We start from the raw sequence: 15,719 nt of genomic DNA, 5'->3' as shown, positions 1-15,719 counted from the left end.
GTGGTGGAGCTGAGGGGATTCGAACCCCTGACCTTCTCATTGCGAACGAGACGCGCTACCAACTGCGCCACAGCCCCTTGATGCGACAGGAACTGTAACACCACGGGCGCCGCGACATGAAACCGCCACCCGAGCACGAGGGGCTCAGACCCAGCTCGGGAACCACATCCGCTGCGACCACTCCGACTGGGGGATCACGTCGGCGACGTAGATCGGGTGGAAGAAGGCGAACAGCCCGATCGTCAAGAGCACGAACGATCCCAGAACGACGAGCCCGACCCGGCGCCGGGTGAGGGAGGCGTCCCCCGCCCCGATGAGCAGTCCCAGCGTGTAGACGCAGGCCAGCACGACCCAGGGAACGAACGCCACCTCGTAGAAGGAGTAGATCGTCCGGTCGGCCAGGAGGAACCACGGCAGGTAGCCGGCCGCGATACCCGACAGGATCGCCCCCGCCCGCCAGTCCCGGCGCAGCGCCCACATGAAGAGCAGCACGAAGATGGCGATGGTGCCGCCCCACCAGACGGAGACGGTGCCGATCGAGGTGATCGCCTTGCTGCACTGGTCGACAACGCAGCCGTCGGTGCCCTTGACCGGCCCCTCGTAGAAGAACGACGTGGGTCGACCCTGCACGAGCCACGACCACGGGCTGGTCTGGTACGGGTGCGGGGAGTTGATCGATGCGCTCGACTCGAACATCTGCTGGTGGTAGGCCCACAGTGACCGCCACCAGTCGGGCAGCAGGCCACCGACCCCACCGGAGGGCCGGGTCTCGGCCCAGTCGCGGAACGAGCCGCCACGGGTGAGGATCCACCCGGACCAGCTCGCGACGTACGTGACGAACGCCCCGCCGACGATCTGCACCGCCGCGTAGAAGCCGTCCTTGACGACCCAGGCGACGTACCACCCCCGGACTCCGGCGGCCCGGCGGGCCCCCATGTCCCACAGGACGGTGAGCAGTCCGAAGAAGACGATGAAGTAGAGCCCGGACCACTTCACCCCGGCCGCGAGCCCCAGCATGACGCCGGCGAGCCAGCGCCACGGCCGCCAGCCGAGCCAGGGCCCGAGGTAGGTCAGCGACGCGCTGGCCCGGCCGGCGACCCTGGCGGCCAGCACCTCGCGCGCCTTGTCCCGGTCGACGAGCAGTGCGCCGAACGCCGCGAGGCCGAAGAACATGACGAAGATGTCGAGCAGGCCGGTGCGCGAGTGGACGAAGTGGTGCCCCTCGAAGGCGAGCAGGGCCGCTGCGGCCGTCCCGAGCAGGTCGGACCGGAAGAGCCGGCGCGCGATCAGGCCGAGCATGAGGATGGACAGTGTCCCGGCAAGGGCGACGGCGAAACGCCAGCCGAAGGAGTTGAGGATGCCGAACGGGATCTCCCCGAGGCCGATGAGCCACTTGCCGACTGGGGGATGGACGACGAAGTCGCCCTCGGTGCCCCACACGAACGGATCGTTGGCGGTGAAGTGCTGGTCGACCTGCTTGGCCTGCTCGAGGACGGGGTCGACCTTCATCTCGTAGCCGAACAGGACCAGGGACCAGCCCTGCTTGACGTAGTACGTCTCGTCGAAGATCAGCTGGTGCGGAGCCCCGACGTGCCAGAACCGCATGACCCCGCCGACGATCGTGAAGAAGAGCGGCCCCAGCCAACCGAGGGTGAGCAGCCCCCTGAGACGCCGTCCGCGCGGGACTCGGCGGAAGTCCTCACCCGGAGCCCCGAGCAGCCGGGAGCGCACTGCCAGGGCGGAGTTCATGGGCGCCATCGTATGCAGTCGTCCGTTCCTCGCCGATGTCGTATGCCGCTGAGCTCGCTCCCGCACGCCGCGCCCTTCCAGCCGGGCGCGCTTCCCGTCGAGTGGGCAGCTCGTGCGCCCGGGTCAGAGGCTGATGCCGCGGGCCTTGAGGACCGAGTAGCCGACGAAGGCGACGATGTCGAGCAGGGCATGGCAGATGACGAGCGGCATGACCCGTCGCGTCCGGGCGTAGACGTAGCCGAGCACGAGTCCCATGACGACGTTGCCGAGGAAGCCGCCGAACCCTTGGTACAGGTGGTAGGTCCCGCGGATCAGGGCGGAGGTGCCGATGACGACCGGCCACGACCAGCTGATCTGTCGCCAGCGGGTGAAGAGGTAGCCGACCATGACGACCTCCTCGATCAACGCATTAGCGATGGCGGCCAGCGTGAGGACGGGCGCCGACCACCAGACGTCGGTGAGGTTCGCAGCCGAGACGTTGGTGTTGATGCCGACCGCCGTGGCCAGGACGTAGAAGCCGAGTCCCGGCACGCCGATGAGCGCTGCGAGGCCGGCGCCTCGAGCCAGGTCGCGGAACGGCTCCGTCCGGTCGAACCCGATGAAGCGGGCCGGCCCCACCGCCGGCGACGGCCGGTGCACGTGGGCGAGCAGGAAGAGGGCGAGCACGACGGGGACGACCTGCAGGGCCGCCCCGGTGAGCTGGTAGGCGAGATCGAGCCAGGGCCGGTCCGGGGTGACGGACTGGTTCATCGCCGTGGTCTGCTGCCGCAGCGGAGTCTGTCTGGTCAGCTTGTCGATGATGGACAGGACCGCCCAGATCGCCGAGGCCCCGAGGCTGACCCCGAGGAGCAGCACCGTCTCCCGGCGCAGCACGCGCCGCTCCGGTGGCCCCGCCACCGGCAGCGGGTCACGTTCGCTGGGACCGAGCCCAGCGGCATACGGCAGGCGGTGGCGCGACATGGCGCTCACTGTACTTTCGGAGCATGTCCCTGCTCGCCGACTGGACGCGCGGCCGCCACGAGGCGGCCGGGTTCGCGTACGACACGTACCGGCGGGGGAGTGGGCCGGGTGTCGTCGTCATCCACGAGAGCCCCGGCCTGACGCCGGAGGTCATCGAGTTCGGCGACGAGCTCGTCCAGTCCGGTTTCACTGTCGTCCTGCCGCACCTCTTCGGCTCCGCCCACGCACCACCCCGCACGTGGGAGGCCGCCCGGGTCGTGCCACGGCTCTGCGTGACCCGCGAGTTCACGATGTTCGCCACCGGGGTGACGGCCCCCCTGGCGGAGTGGCTGCGCAGCCTCGCGCGCGAGCTCCATGCCTCCGTGGGCGGATCCGGCGTCGGCGCCATCGGCATGTGCGTCACGGGCGGCTTCGCGCTCGCGATGATGGTTGACCCCGTCGTCGTCGCACCGGTGGTCGCACAGCCCGCCACGCCGCTCCCCTTGGGAGAGCGGCGCGCCGCTGACCTCAACCTGTCGCCCGAGGACCTCGCCACGGTGCGGGCGCGAGTCGCTGCCGGCTGTCCCGTGCTCGGGGTTCGCTACCACGACGACTGGGTCACCGGCACGAGGTTCGAGACGCTACGACGCGAGCTCGGCGACGGGTTCATCTCCGTCGAGCTCGCGGGCCGGGGCCACTCGACCTTGACCGACCACAAGCATCCAGTGGCCGTGGTGAGGGTCGTCGACTTCTTCAGGGAACGGCTCCTCACCGTTTGACGGCTGGACATCTTGTCCGACTGTCTGTCCAGTCACGTGTCCGGCTACTGTGACCGATCAGACACCTGCGGAGCACTACTACGAGTTGTAGTACTTCTGGCTTCCCCGCAAGGATCGAAGGGCGGGACGGACCGCCACGAACGGGCCCCCGCGGACTGTCCAACACCACACGAAGGAGCACGACAGTGGCCACCCGACTCGAGGAAGACCTCCTCGGAACGAGAGAAGTGCCGGCCGAGGCGTACTACGGGATCCACACCCAGCGCGCCATGGAGAACTTCAGGATCAGCCACCTGACCATCCGGGACTTCCCCGACATGGTGCGCGGCATGGCGTTCGTGAAGAAGGCGTCCGCCCTGGCGAACAAGGAGCTGCAGACCCTCCCTGCTGACGTCGCCGACGCGATCGTGCACGCCTGCGACGAGGTGCTCGAGGGACGGTGCCTCGACCAGTTCCCCCTCGACGTCTTCCAGGGCGGCGCGGGGACCTCGGTCAACATGAACACCAACGAGGTCATCGCCAACCTGGCGCTCGAGCACGCCGGGTTCGAGAAGGGCCGCTACGACCTCATCCACCCCAACGACCACGTCAACAAGAGCCAGTCGACCAACGACGCCTACCCGACCGGGTTCCGCCTCGCCGCCCACGAGGCCACCAGGCGGCTCTCGGACGCGGTCGCCGAGCTCGCGGACGCCTTCGACGCCAAGGCCCTCGAGTTCGCGGACATCCTCAAGATGGGTCGCACCCAGCTGCAGGACGCCGTCCCGATGACGTTGGGCCAGGAGTTCCACGGTTTCGCGGTCAACCTGCGCGAGGAGCTGCGGAGCCTGGCGTTCAGCTCGTCGTTCCTCCTCGAGGTGAACCTCGGGGCGACGGCGATCGGCACCGGCGTCAACACGCCTGAGGGGTACGCAGCGGTTGCGGTCCGTCACCTCGCGGAGGTCACCGGGCTGCCCGTCGTCCCCGCGGACGACCTCATCGAGGCCACGTCCGACAACGGCGCCTACGTGCACCTCCACGCGGCGGTCAAGCGCGTCGCCGTCAAGCTGTCGAAGATCTGCAACGACCTGCGCCTGCTCTCGTCCGGTCCGCGCGCCGGCCTGCACGAGATCAACCTGCCTGAGCTGCAGGCCGGCTCGTCGATCATGCCGGCCAAGGTCAACCCGGTCATCCCGGAGGTCGTCAACCAGGTGTGCTTCACCGTCATCGGCAACGACGTCGCCGTCACCATGGCGGCCGAGGCCGGCCAGCTGCAGCTCAACGTCATGGAGCCCGGGCTCGCCCAGTCGATCTTCGAGTCGGTCGACCTGATGACCAACGCCTGCCGCACCCTCAGGACTCGCTGCGTGGAGGGGATCACGGCGAACCCGGAGGTCTGCCTCGGGTTCGTCCTCAACTCCATCGGCATCGTCACCTACCTCAACGACGTCCTCGGCCACCACGACGGCGACCGCATCGGCAAGCGGTGCGCCGAGACGGGCGAGTCCGTCCGCGACGTCGTGCTCGAGCTGGGTCTGCTGACGCCCGAACGGCTCGACGAAGTGCTCTCCCTCGAGAACCTGCGACGTCCGACCTATCAGGGGACGTTCTACGAGGAGGGGTCCCGGGGGCTCCCGGCTCCGGCGGCCGCCCTTGTCGCTGCACCGGCCACCGCGTCCGATGAGGAGGCCGTGCGATGATCTGGCTCCACCTCGCCATCGTCCTCGGCGCGATCTTCCTCGGCGCCCGGCTCGGGTCCATCGCCATCGGCTTCGCCGGAGGCCTCGGCGTGCTCGCCCTCGGACTCCTCGGGGTGCCGGTCTCGCAGGAGGCCATCCCCTTCGACGTCATCGCCATCATCATGGCGGTCATCGCGGCGATCGCCTCGATGCAGGTGGCCGGCGGCATGGACTACCTCGTCAACCTCGCGGACCGGCTGCTCCGGCGCAACCCACGGCAGGTCACACTCGTCGCGCCGCTCGTCACCTACTTCATGACGCTCATGGCGGGCACCGGTCACACGGCCTTCTCGACGCTCCCGGTGATCGCAGAAGTCGCCAAGGAGAACAGGATTCGTCCGTCGCGTCCGCTGTCCATCGCTGTCGTCTCGTCGCAGATGGCCATCACCGCCTCCCCGATCTCCGCGGCGGTGGTCTTCATGGCGAGCGTGCTGGAGCCCGTCGGCGTCGACTACCTGCAGCTGCTCGCCGTGGCGATCCCCTCAACCCTGCTCGCCGTCGTTCTCACCTCGTTCCTGGCGAACCGGCTCGGGCGTGAGCTGTCGGACGACGAGGTCTACCAGGACCGAGTGGCTCGCGGTCTGGTCTCCTACCGTGGAGAGCACGACTACGTCGAGCAGCGAGGTGCCAAGTTCTCCGTCCTCGCCTTCCTCGCCGGCATCGTGCTGGTCATGGCCTACGCGACGGCGATCAGCCCCAAGGTGGGCCTCATCACCGACCCGGCGATCCCCCGCAACGAGGCGATCATCACGATCATGCTCGCGGTCGCTGCAGTCAACGTCCTCGTGTGCCGCCTCGACGCCGTCGCGGTCCTCGACGCCCAGACCTTCAAGTCAGGCATGAGCGCGTGCGTGTGCATCCTCGGCGTGGCCTGGCTCGGGACGACCTTCGTCAACGCCCACATCGAGACGATCAAGGCCTTCGCCGGTGACGTCCTGACCGGCCAGCCCTGGGCCCTCGCGGTCGTGCTGTTCTTCGCCGCCTCGCTGCTCTACTCGCAGGCCGCGACCACGAAGGCCCTCGTCCCGGCGGCCCTGGCCATCGGTGTGGCTCCGCTGACGGTGGTCGCGGCCTTCCCGGCGGTCTCGGCGCTCTTCGTCCTGCCGACCTACCCGACGCTCCTCGCCGCGGTCGAGATGGACGACACGGGCTCCACCCGGATCGGCAAGTACGTCTTCGACCACCCGTTCATGATCCCGGGCGTCGTCAACATCGCGATCGCCGTCGCCCTCGGCTTCGCCATCGGGTCGGTGATCCTCTAGAGAAGCGGGAGCCCGGCCGGTCGGCCTTCGCCCCGCCGACCGGCCGGGCTCAGCGCGCCAGGTTGTCCACAGTGGATGGGGACAACGTGGGGACAGGAGCCCCACGTCTGTGGACAACCTCGGCGAAACGGTGGATGACCCCCCAATCTCTGTGGACAGGAAATTACTTCTGCGAAACCCCTTGCGCCCTCGGGAAATCGAGGCGTAGAACTCTCTTACGCACTTCCTTCGGGAAGAGCGGGGCAGCTTGAGAGCGACGGTCCATCCGGCACTAGCCGAGATCACTTGGTGACGAAGTGGTCGGACCGGAGCGACCGAGCCGTCGATCGGGAGCGTCACATCGACCGATCAACCGAAGGGCCCTTGAGACTCATACTCCCAAGGGCCCTTCACCTTTGCCCGGGAGCAGGCTTCGCCACGTCGGCCGGAGCGTCAGTCGTTGCGGTGGACCCAGAGGTCGCGCAGCAGCGAGATCTCCGCCCCGTGATGAATCAGCTCGCGGTTGATGTGGAGCACCAGGGTGAGTCGAGGAGCACCACCCCACCCGCCCTCTGCCGGCCCGCAGGGCTCGAGCAGCGCCAGGCCCTGCCACGACCGCACCCCGGCCAGCCAGGCGGCATACCCCTCGTCGAGCTGGGCCAGCGCCCCAGCCGCGGTGCCGCTGTACGGCCACGTCAGGTAGTCGGCCGCCGGCCCGCCGAAGTGCCCGTGCACCCGGGCGCCCAGGACTCCGACGATGACATGGCCGAGGCGCCACGAGATGGTGGTCACCGGTGCCGGCTCCGGCTCGGGGAAGGCCCAGTCGATGGTGAAGTCCCCGGAGCCTGCGTCGAGGTCCGTGGCGCCCTCACCTCGACGATGCACGGTCCACGCGCCCGGCGTCGGCTGCCAGAAGTACTCGTCGTCCGTCAGGCCGTCCAGGCGAGGCCGCAGCTGGTTGGTCCAGTGCCAGTCGATCTGCTCGATGAGGTGACCGGTCCAGTCGGTGGTGGCCGCCCAGTCGGCAGGCTCGTTCATGCGGGTGTCCATGTCCCACGGTCTCAGGTCAATGGCTCATCCGGCAGCCACCGCCGCGTCGTAGAGCGCCTTCTTCGACAGTCCCGTCCGCCCCGCCACGTCCGCGCACACGTCCTTGAGGCGCTCGCCGCGCTCGACCCGCTGCCGTATGCCGCTCAGCTCGCTCTCGACGGTCGTGACCGCCCGCTCCGCCCCCGTCACGACGACCGTGATCTCGCCCCGGACACCGTCGCCGGCCCAGGCGGCGAGCTCGTCGAGAGTCCCGCGGCGGACCTCCTCGTAGGTCTTGGTCAGCTCCCGGCAGACCGCCGCGCGCCGCTCGCCCCCGAAGGCGGCTGCCATGGCGGTGAGGGTGTCGGCGAGCCGGTGCGGGGCCTCGAAGAACACCATGGTGCGGCGTTCCCCGGCCAGCTCGGTCAGGGTGCGGGCGCGCTCACCGGCCTTGCGGGCCAGGAAGCCCTCGAAGCAGAACCGGTCGACGGGCAGGCCCGACACGGCGAGGGCCATGAGGACGGCGCTCGGGCCGGGAATCGCCGTGACGTGCACCCCGCGTGCGACGGCGGCGGCGACCAGCCGGTAGCCCGGGTCCGACACGGAGGGCATGCCGGCATCGGTGACGACGACGACGCGGTCCCCGGCGAGGAGTCGGTCGACGAGCTCGGGGGTGCGCGCGGCCTCGTTGTGGTCGTGGTAGCTGACGACCCGTCCGCGGGGGCTCACACCGAGATCGGTGAGGAGCCGCTTGAGCCGGCGCGTGTCCTCGGCGGCGATGACATCGGCCGTCGCGAGCTCCTGCGCGAGGCGCGGAGCCGCGTCGCGGGGGTCGCCGATCGGGGTTGCCGCGAGGACGAGGGTTCCGGCGGTGGGTGCGGTGCTCACGCCCCCATCCTGATCGAAAGAGCGGTTCGCGACACATCCGGCGGGCGTCCGCCCGCCCGAAACGTGTCGCGAACCGCTCTTTCGATCGGTTCGGTGCGGGGGCGCTCAGTCGGCGAGCCGGGCCTCGATGGTGATCGAGGGGACCGACTTGAGAGCCTGGCTCACCGGGCAGCCGTCCTTCGCCTCCTCGGCGCGGGCCTGGAAGTCCTCGGCCGAGATGCCGGGCACCGAGCCGACGGTGCTCAGCTTGATCTCCGTGATGCCGGTCCCGGGGACGAACGTCACCGCGGCGGTCGTGTCGAGGGTGGTCGGCGGGGTGCCGGCCTTGTTGAGGATGTTGGAGAAGGCCATGTTGTAGCAGGCCGAGTGGGCCGCTGCGAGGAGCTCCTCAGGGCTCGTCTTGCCGCCCGGCTCCTCGGTGCGGGCCGGCCACGAGACGTCGAACGTCCCCTTGCCCGACGACTCGAGCGTGACCTGGCCGCTCCCGGTGAAGAGGTCGCCCTCCCAGTGGGCCGTTGCGGTGCGCGTGGCTGACATGAACACTCCTTCGATCTCGAGGTGGTGCTTTCCCGCATCACCATTTCGCGAACAGTCCGGTCTGGCAAGGGCGCCGGTGTGCACATCCCGGCGCTGGTCGCGCTCAGGCCTCGACCGTGGCCTTGAGCGCATCGAGCATGCCCTGCCAGTTGGCCGAGAACTGCTCGGCCTGCTCGGGCGACTCGTTGCCGTCCTGGCTCAGCTCGACCCTGGTGGCCGACCCCTCCGGGACGAGGTCGTAGGTGACCCGGTGATAGCTGTCCGGCTCGTCCGGGCGGCCCATCAGCGGGCTGTAGTGGGTCATCGCCAGCCGGCGCGGTGCGTCGTTGACCAGCACCTCGCCCTTGTCCGCGTACGGTCTGCCGTCGACCTCCCCCCGCCAGGCGATCGGGCTGCCCACCTCCCAGTCGGTCTCGAGGTCGGTGCCGACCATCCACTGCTTGACCTGCTCCGGGTCGGTCAGCGCGCGCCACACCCGCTCGGGTGTCGCGTTGACGGTGACCTCGGCCCGTGCGACGTGACCTGTCATGACCGGCCCGTACCCATTCGGCCCGCCCGGTCCCCAGGTGGGCGGAGTGCGGGAGCGAGCCCAGCGGCATACGGCATGGTCGGCGGAGCCGCCGCGAAACCGGGACCCGACCACGGAAGCGGCCACCCTAGGATCGAGCCCATGAGCAAAGTGCTGTCTGCCGTCGCCTGGCCGTACACCAACGGCCCGCGTCACATCGGCCACGTGGCCGGATTCGGTGTGCCCTCCGACGTCTTCAGCCGGTACATGCGAATGGCAGGCCACGACGTGCTCATGGTGTCGGGGACCGACGAGCACGGCACTCCGATCCTCGTTCTCGCCGAGAAGGAGGGCGTGACACCCCAGGAGGTCGCCGACCGCTACAACCGCGTGATCGCCACCGACCTGACCGATCTCGGTCTCGCCTACGACCTGTTCACCCGGACGACCACACGCAACCACTACCTCGTCGCCCAGGAGCTCTTCGTCGGCTGCCACGCCAACGGCTACATGATCGAGCAGACGACCAGGGGAGCGATCAGCCCGTCGACCGGGCGCACCCTGCCCGACCGCTACATCGAGGGCACCTGCCCGATCTGCAGCTATCCCGAGGCGCGCGGGGACCAGTGCGACAACTGCGGCAACCAGCTCGACGCCGACGAGCTGATCAACCCGCGCAGCAAGATCAACGGCGAGACCCCCGAGTTCGTCGAGACCCAGCACTTCTTCCTCGACCTGCCCGCCCTCGCCGACGCCCTCTCGGAGTGGCTGGACGAGCGGGAGGCGTCCGGCACGTGGCGCCCCAACGTCATCAAGTTCAGCAAGAACCTCCTCGAGGACGTCCGGCCGCGCGCCATGACCCGCGACATCGACTGGGGCATCCCCGTCCCTCTCGACGGCTGGCGCGACAACCCCAACAAGCGCCTCTACGTGTGGTTCGACGCCGTCATCGGCTACCTCTCCGCGTCGATCGAGTGGGCCCGTCGGCTCGGCGAGCCCGAGCGCTGGCGAGAGTGGTGGAACGACCCGGACGCCGTGTCCTACTACTTCCAGGGCAAGGACAACATCACCTTCCACTCCCAGATCTGGCCGGCCGAGCTGCTCGCCTATGCCGGTCGCGGCAGCCGCGGGGGAGAGCCCGGCGACTACGGGGTGCTCGACCTGCCCACCGAGGTCGTCGCGAGCGAGTTCATGACGATGGAGGGCCGGCAGTTCTCGACGAGTCGGGGCCACGTCATCTACGTCCGTGAGGTGCTCGACCGCTACGGTCCGGACCCGCTGCGCTACTTCATCTGCGCCGCAGGCCCGGAGAACCAGGACAGCGACTTCACCTGGGCTGAGTTCATCCAGCGCAACAACTCGGAGCTCGTCGCCGGCTGGGGCAACCTCGTCAACCGCACCGCGTCCATGATCGCCAAGAGCTTCGGCGAGATCCCGCCCCGCGGGCCTCTGGAGCCCGTCGACGAGGCCCTCCTCGCCACGGTCCGTGACGCCTTCGACACCGTCGGCGGGCTGATCGAGAGGCAGCGCTTCAAGCAGGGGATCGGCGAGGTGATGCGGGTCGTCGGTGACGCGAACAAGTACGTCACCGAGACCGAGCCCTTCAAGCTCAAGGGCGACGACCAGCGCGAACGGCTCGGCACGGTGCTGCACGTCCTCGCCCAGGCGGTCGTCTGCATCAACACGCTGATGGCTCCGTTCCTCCCGCACGGGGCCAACCGGGTCCACCGCGTGATGGGGGGTACGGGCGACTTCGTGCCGATGCCGCGGCTCGAGGACGTCACGGACCTCGACGGCGACGAGTCCTACCCGATCATCACCGGCGAGTACTCCAGCACCCCCCGCTGGGAGTGCACCTCGGTTGTCGTCGGGACCCCCATCGCCAAGCCGACTCCGGTGTTCACGAAGTTCGACCCCGCCGTGGTCGAGGAGGAGATCGAGCGCATGCGCCGCGGCGAGGGTGACGAGGCGGTCGCCGGCGCATGAGCCCGCAGCCGTCGTCTCACCAGGGACTCCCCGAGCGGGCTCCGGACCCACTGCCGATCGACGTGGTGGACAACCACGTCCACCTCGACATCGGCCGCGACGGAGCCGAGCCCCTCGACGTCGCCGAGGCGATCCGCCGAGCCCGCGCCGTTGGGGTGACTCGCCTGGTGCAGGTCGGCTGTGACCTCGAGGCGATCGACTTCACCATCGAGGCGGTCGAGCGGTTCCCCGAAGTGCTCGGGGCGGTCGCCCTGCACCCCAACGAGGTCCCAAAGCTCGCGGCCGACGGGACACTGGCCGAGGCGTACGCCGAGGTCGAGCGCGCCGCGACCCACGAGCGGGTCCGCGCGGTCGGTGAGACCGGCCTCGACTACTTCCGCACCGGCCCGGACGGGGTGGGGATCCAGCAGGAGGGGTTCCGGTGGCACATCGACCTCGCCAAGCGGCTGGGCAAGGCACTGCAGATCCACGACCGTGAGGCCCACGAGGACGTCCTTCGGGTCCTCGAGGAGGAGGGCGCACCGGACCGCACGGTGCTGCACTGCTTCTCCGGAGACCTGCCGATGGCTCGAGAGTGCGTGGAGCGGGGCTACTACCTGTCGTTCGCCGGGACGGTGACGTTCAAGAACGCCCGGTCGCTGCGCGACGCCCTCACTGTCACACCTCTCTCACAGATCCTCGTCGAGACGGACGCCCCCTACTTGACCCCGGCTCCACACCGCGGCGCCACCAACGCGTCCTTCCTTGTGCCGCATACGATTCGGACGATGGCAGGGGCTCTCAACGTGGACGTCCCGACGCTCTGCCAAGCGGTGTCGGACAACTCCGAGCGGGTGTACGGGCCCTGGTCCTGAGGTCCTGAATGTCGACGTCGTGTGGCCGTGTGCGCAGGGTTCCGTGGTCGTCCACATCCCCGGGCCTGCGCCTCCCACAGTCCACAGACCGTTATCGAAATTTGACCTGGAAGGCCTTGCTCGTTCACGCTGGGTGACTGTTGGCCGGATGTCGCCCCGCATCGGTCGCTCACCGAGGCCCTTCCCGAATGATCTGGAAGGAGCCCTCCGAGCGGTCCCGAGAGCGCGTGTCACCCGGGGAGAACGACGTTCGGAGAATTTTGATTTCGCGCAATTTCAAGGTCATCGCCGGTGCCGGCGCCGCCTTGCTGCTCACCGCCACCGGCGTCGGAGCAGCCCAACTCGACAAGGCGGTGAACCTGTCCGTGGACGGTGCGTCCACCGCGACCCACGTCTTCGGCAGCACCGTCGGTGACCTGCTCGCGAGCGAAGGAATCACCGTCAGGGACGGCGACGTCGTCTATCCCGCCGTTGACGCCCCGCTCGCGGACGGCGACAGCGTCACCGTGCGCTACGCCCGGACGCTCAACCTCACCATCGACGGCACGACGAAGCAGATCCGCACCACGGAGACCACGGTCGACGCCGCGCTGCTCGCCCTCGGGCTGCACACCGACGGGGCCCGCATCTCCGTCTCGCGGTCCCAGCCCATCGGCCGGGACGGCCTGGAGCTCACCGTCGTCACCCCCAAGGCGGTCACCATCGTCGCCGACGGCAAGGCGAACATGCAGACCGTCGCCGCGGCCACCGTCGAAGAGGCCCTCAAGACGCTTCGCGTCGGCTTCGACTCCAACGACCGGATCACGCCCGCGCCGACCACCGCACTCACGAGTGGGATGAAGGTCGTCGTCAAGGACGTCCGGACCAAGACCTCCACCCGGACCGAGGTGGTCGACCACCGCACCATCCGCAAGGAGAGCGGTGACCTCTACGAAGGCACGACCAAGGTGAGCCGGGAAGGCGCCGACGGCGTCCGCCGCGTCACTGTGCGCACCACGATCGTCGACGGCAAGGTCACCAAGCGTCAGCGCATCTCCTCCGCGATCACCAAGGCCCCTGTCGCCGAGGTCGTTCTCGTCGGCACCAAGGAGCGCCCGGCCCCGGCGACCACGAGCGCGCCGAGCACGTCGAGCACCTCGACCAGCTCCGGCAGCACGTCCGGCACCGGCATCAACCTGGCCCGCTCGGACATGTGGGACCGCGTCGCGCAGTGTGAGTCCGGCGGCAACTGGTCCATCAACACCGGCAACGGCTACTACGGCGGCCTCCAGTTCTCCTACAGCACGTGGCTGGCCTACGGCGGCGACGACTTCGCGCAGCGCGCGGACCTCGCCTCCCGTGCGGAGCAGATCACCGTGGCCAACCGGGTCTACGCGGACAACGGCCTGTCCCAGTGGGGCTGCAAGGGCTGAGCCCGTCTCACCCCCAAGGAGTGGACCAAGAGCCCTCGACCAGCACGCCTGGTCGAGGGCCCTTGCCCGTCGTTCCACCGCTGAAAGACGAGGGCGGATCGGGGTACCCATAGGGTGTGCCCATGACGAAGGAGGCCGCCGACCCGGCCGACGCCGCTGATGCCGCCCTGCTCGGACCGGCCCTGATCCGCGAGCTCGCCGAGCGGCTCGACATCCGTCCCACGAAGCAGTGGGGGCAGAACTTCGTCGTCGACCCCAACACCGTCCGCAAGATCGTCCGCGTCGCCGGGGTCGGCCCCGACGACGTCGTCGTGGAGGTCGGGCCGGGTCTCGGCTCGCTCACCCTCGCGCTGCTTCCCGTCGTCCGCCAGGTCACGGCCATCGAGGTCGACCCACGGCTGGCCGGCGCGCTGGAGGAGACCGTCCGCTCCCTCCAGCCCGTCAACGCCGGCAAGCTGCGCCTCGTCGCCGCGGACGCCCTCACCGTCACCAAGCTCCCCGGTCCCAAGCCGACGGCTCTGGTCGCCAACCTGCCGTACAACATCTCCGTGCCGGTCGTGCTCTCGTTCCTCGAGCAGTTCCCGTCGATCCAGCGCGTCCTCGTCATGGTCCAGCTCGAGGTCGCCGAGCGCCTCGCCGCGAAGCCGGGCGGCAAGATCTACGGGGTCCCGAGCCTCAAGGCCGCCTGGTACGCCGACGTGGAGCTCGCAGGACGGGTCGGACGCACCGTCTTCTGGCCGGCCCCCAACGTCGACTCAGGCCTCGTCTCCCTCGTCCGCCGCGACCCGCCGGCCACCACCGCATCGCGCGAGGAGGTCTTCCGGTGCATCGACGCGGCCTTCCTCCAGCGGCGCAAGTCGCTCCGCGGGGCGCTCGCGTCCTGGGCCGGCTCACCGAACCGGGCGGAGGCGGCTCTCCGGGCCGCAGGAGTCGACCCGAAGGCCCGAGGGGAACAGCTCGACATCACCGCCTTCGCGCGGATCGCGGAGCACAGGGACCAGCCGGCCGATCCACGCACCATAGGGTGACCGCATGACCGTCGCCCCGACACCGCCACCGTCGGTGACCGTGCGTGCCCCGGCCAAGGTCAACCTCGAGCTCCGGGTCGGTGCGCTGCGCCCCGACGGGTACCACGACCTCGCCACCGTGTTCCAGGCCGTGTCGCTCTACGACGAGGTGTCCGTGGCGCGCTGGGACGAGTGGCAGGTGGTCCCCGGAGGCACCTACGCGGATCTCATCCCGACGACGAACGGCAACCTGGCGGTCAGAGCCGCCAAGCTCGTCGCCGAGCAGTGGGACATCGACGACGTCCTGTCGATCCGGATCGACAAGGACATTCCCGTGGCCGGAGGCATGGCGGGTGGTTCGGCCGACGCCGCCGCGACCCTGCTCGCGTGCGACCACCTCTGGGGCCTCGGCCTGGAGCGGGACGAGCTCGCGGAGCTGGCGGCCGAGCTGGGCAGCGACGTGCCCTTCCCGCTCGCCGGGGGCAACGCCATGGGCTCGGGCCGCGGGGAGCAGCTCGCGCCGGTCCTCGCGCGCGGTACCTTCCACTGGGTCTTCGCGATCAGCGACACCGGCCTGTCCACCCCGGACGTCTACCGCGAGCTCGACCGGCTCCGTGCGGCGGGCGGAGGCGACCCCGCCGACCCCAGCCACTCGGCCGAGGTCAGCCAGGAGCTGATGGCCGCCCTGCGCAGCGGAGACTCCCAGGCGCTCGGCGCGGCCCTGCACAACGACCTCGACGAAGCCGCGTTCTCCCTGCGGCCGGAGCTGCGGGTCCTGCGCGATGCGGGCGTGGAGTTCGGCGCCCTCGGCGGCATCGTCAGCGGTTCGGGTCCCACCGTGGCCTTCCTCACCCAGAGCCACGAGGCCTCCCTCGACCTGTCGGTCTCCCTCGCAGCCTCCGACCTCTGCCGCGACATCCGTCGTGCCAAGGGCCCGGTCCACGGCGCCCACGTGGTCACCGGTGCCCGCCCCGACTGATCGAAAGAGCACTTCGCGACACCGGGGCTTGTCGCGAACTGCTCTCTCGATTGAGATGGAGGGCGGGGCTGTCGCGAACTGCTCTCTCGATTG

General features: G+C 69.5%; 14 protein-coding genes and 1 tRNA gene. 8 read left to right on the top strand and 7 right to left on the bottom strand.

Features of this window, described 5'->3' with window-relative positions:
* Nucleotide 1 precedes the first annotated feature (1 nt).
* The 3 genes from ABWV20_RS10890 to ABWV20_RS10880 form a co-directional block, all read right to left on the bottom strand.
* A tRNA-Ala gene (locus ABWV20_RS10890) sits at nt 2–77 on the bottom strand.
* A gap of 67 nt (nt 78–144) precedes the next feature.
* Nucleotides 145–1,749 carry a dolichyl-phosphate-mannose--protein mannosyltransferase gene (locus ABWV20_RS10885; protein WP_353355174.1) on the bottom strand — a complete coding sequence of 535 codons (1,605 nt, stop codon included), beginning with the start codon at nt 1,747–1,749 and terminating at the stop codon, nt 145–147.
* Nucleotides 1,750–1,872: 123 nt separating this feature from the next.
* Nucleotides 1,873–2,709: a CPBP family intramembrane glutamic endopeptidase gene (locus tag ABWV20_RS10880; RefSeq protein ID WP_353355173.1), complete on the bottom strand. Its 837-nt coding sequence runs from the start codon at nt 2,707–2,709 to the stop codon at nt 1,873–1,875.
* A gap of 23 nt (nt 2,710–2,732) precedes the next feature.
* On the opposite strand from ABWV20_RS10880, the gene ABWV20_RS10875 reads away from it, so the two are divergent.
* From ABWV20_RS10875 to ABWV20_RS10865, 3 genes are all read left to right on the top strand, one after another.
* Nucleotides 2,733–3,467 (top strand): dienelactone hydrolase family protein, encoded by a 735-nt coding sequence (locus ABWV20_RS10875; protein WP_353355172.1) that lies wholly within the window; start codon nt 2,733–2,735, stop codon nt 3,465–3,467.
* Nucleotides 3,468–3,652: 185 nt separating this feature from the next.
* Entirely contained in the window at nt 3,653–5,146 is a 1,494-nt protein-coding gene (gene aspA, locus ABWV20_RS10870) for an aspartate ammonia-lyase (protein ID WP_353355171.1), read from the top strand.
* Complete coding sequence (locus ABWV20_RS10865) at nt 5,143–6,447, top strand: anaerobic C4-dicarboxylate transporter (RefSeq protein WP_353355170.1); 1,305 nt, start codon at nt 5,143–5,145, stop codon at nt 6,445–6,447. The genes aspA and ABWV20_RS10865 overlap by 4 nt, the downstream gene beginning before the upstream one ends.
* A 432-nt stretch (nt 6,448–6,879) precedes the next feature.
* Here the strand turns inward: ABWV20_RS10865 and ABWV20_RS10860 are convergent, their stop codons facing one another.
* The 4 genes from ABWV20_RS10860 to ABWV20_RS10845 all read right to left on the bottom strand — a co-directional run bounded on the left by ABWV20_RS10860 (nt 6,880) and on the right by ABWV20_RS10845 (nt 9,409).
* Nucleotides 6,880–7,464, bottom strand: a complete 585-nt coding sequence (locus tag ABWV20_RS10860; protein ID WP_353355169.1) for a DinB family protein — start codon at nt 7,462–7,464, stop codon at nt 6,880–6,882.
* A 36-nt stretch (nt 7,465–7,500) separates the two neighbouring features.
* The gene (rsmI, locus tag ABWV20_RS10855) at nt 7,501–8,343 is read right to left on the bottom strand and encodes a 16S rRNA (cytidine(1402)-2'-O)-methyltransferase (protein WP_353355168.1); all 843 of its coding nucleotides are present in this window, start codon (nt 8,341–8,343) and stop codon (nt 7,501–7,503) included.
* Between the two features lie 105 nt (nt 8,344–8,448).
* Entirely contained in the window at nt 8,449–8,880 is a 432-nt protein-coding gene (locus ABWV20_RS10850) for an OsmC family peroxiredoxin (protein WP_353355167.1), read from the bottom strand.
* Between the two features lie 103 nt (nt 8,881–8,983).
* Nucleotides 8,984–9,409 carry an SRPBCC domain-containing protein gene (locus tag ABWV20_RS10845; RefSeq protein WP_353355166.1) on the bottom strand — a complete coding sequence of 142 codons (426 nt, stop codon included), beginning with the start codon at nt 9,407–9,409 and terminating at the stop codon, nt 8,984–8,986.
* Nucleotides 9,410–9,550: 141 nt separating this feature from the next.
* On the opposite strand from ABWV20_RS10845, the gene metG reads away from it, so the two are divergent.
* The 5 genes from metG (at nt 9,551) to ABWV20_RS10820 (ending at nt 15,626) form a co-directional block, all read left to right on the top strand.
* A complete protein-coding gene (gene metG, locus ABWV20_RS10840) occupies nt 9,551–11,374 on the top strand; it encodes a methionine--tRNA ligase (RefSeq protein WP_353355165.1) in 1,824 nt (607 codons plus the stop codon).
* Entirely contained in the window at nt 11,371–12,228 is an 858-nt protein-coding gene (locus ABWV20_RS10835) for a TatD family hydrolase (RefSeq protein ID WP_353355164.1), read from the top strand. The genes metG and ABWV20_RS10835 overlap by 4 nt, the downstream gene beginning before the upstream one ends.
* Nucleotides 12,229–12,488: 260 nt before the next feature.
* On the top strand, nt 12,489–13,640 hold the full coding sequence (locus ABWV20_RS10830) for a resuscitation-promoting factor (RefSeq protein WP_353355163.1): 1,152 nt from the start codon (nt 12,489–12,491) through the stop codon (nt 13,638–13,640).
* Between the two features lie 122 nt (nt 13,641–13,762).
* Nucleotides 13,763–14,668, top strand: a complete 906-nt coding sequence (gene rsmA / locus ABWV20_RS10825; protein WP_353355162.1) for a 16S rRNA (adenine(1518)-N(6)/adenine(1519)-N(6))-dimethyltransferase RsmA — start codon at nt 13,763–13,765, stop codon at nt 14,666–14,668.
* A 4-nt stretch (nt 14,669–14,672) separates the two neighbouring features.
* Complete coding sequence (locus ABWV20_RS10820) at nt 14,673–15,626, top strand: 4-(cytidine 5'-diphospho)-2-C-methyl-D-erythritol kinase (protein ID WP_353355161.1); 954 nt, start codon at nt 14,673–14,675, stop codon at nt 15,624–15,626.
* Nucleotides 15,627–15,719: the final 93 nt, after the last annotated feature.

The sequence above is a fragment of the Intrasporangium sp. DVR genome (assembly GCF_040365325.1).
Taxonomy (GTDB): domain Bacteria; phylum Actinomycetota; class Actinomycetes; order Actinomycetales; family Dermatophilaceae; genus Intrasporangium.
This window is presented reverse-complemented; position numbering and strand designations above follow the sequence as displayed.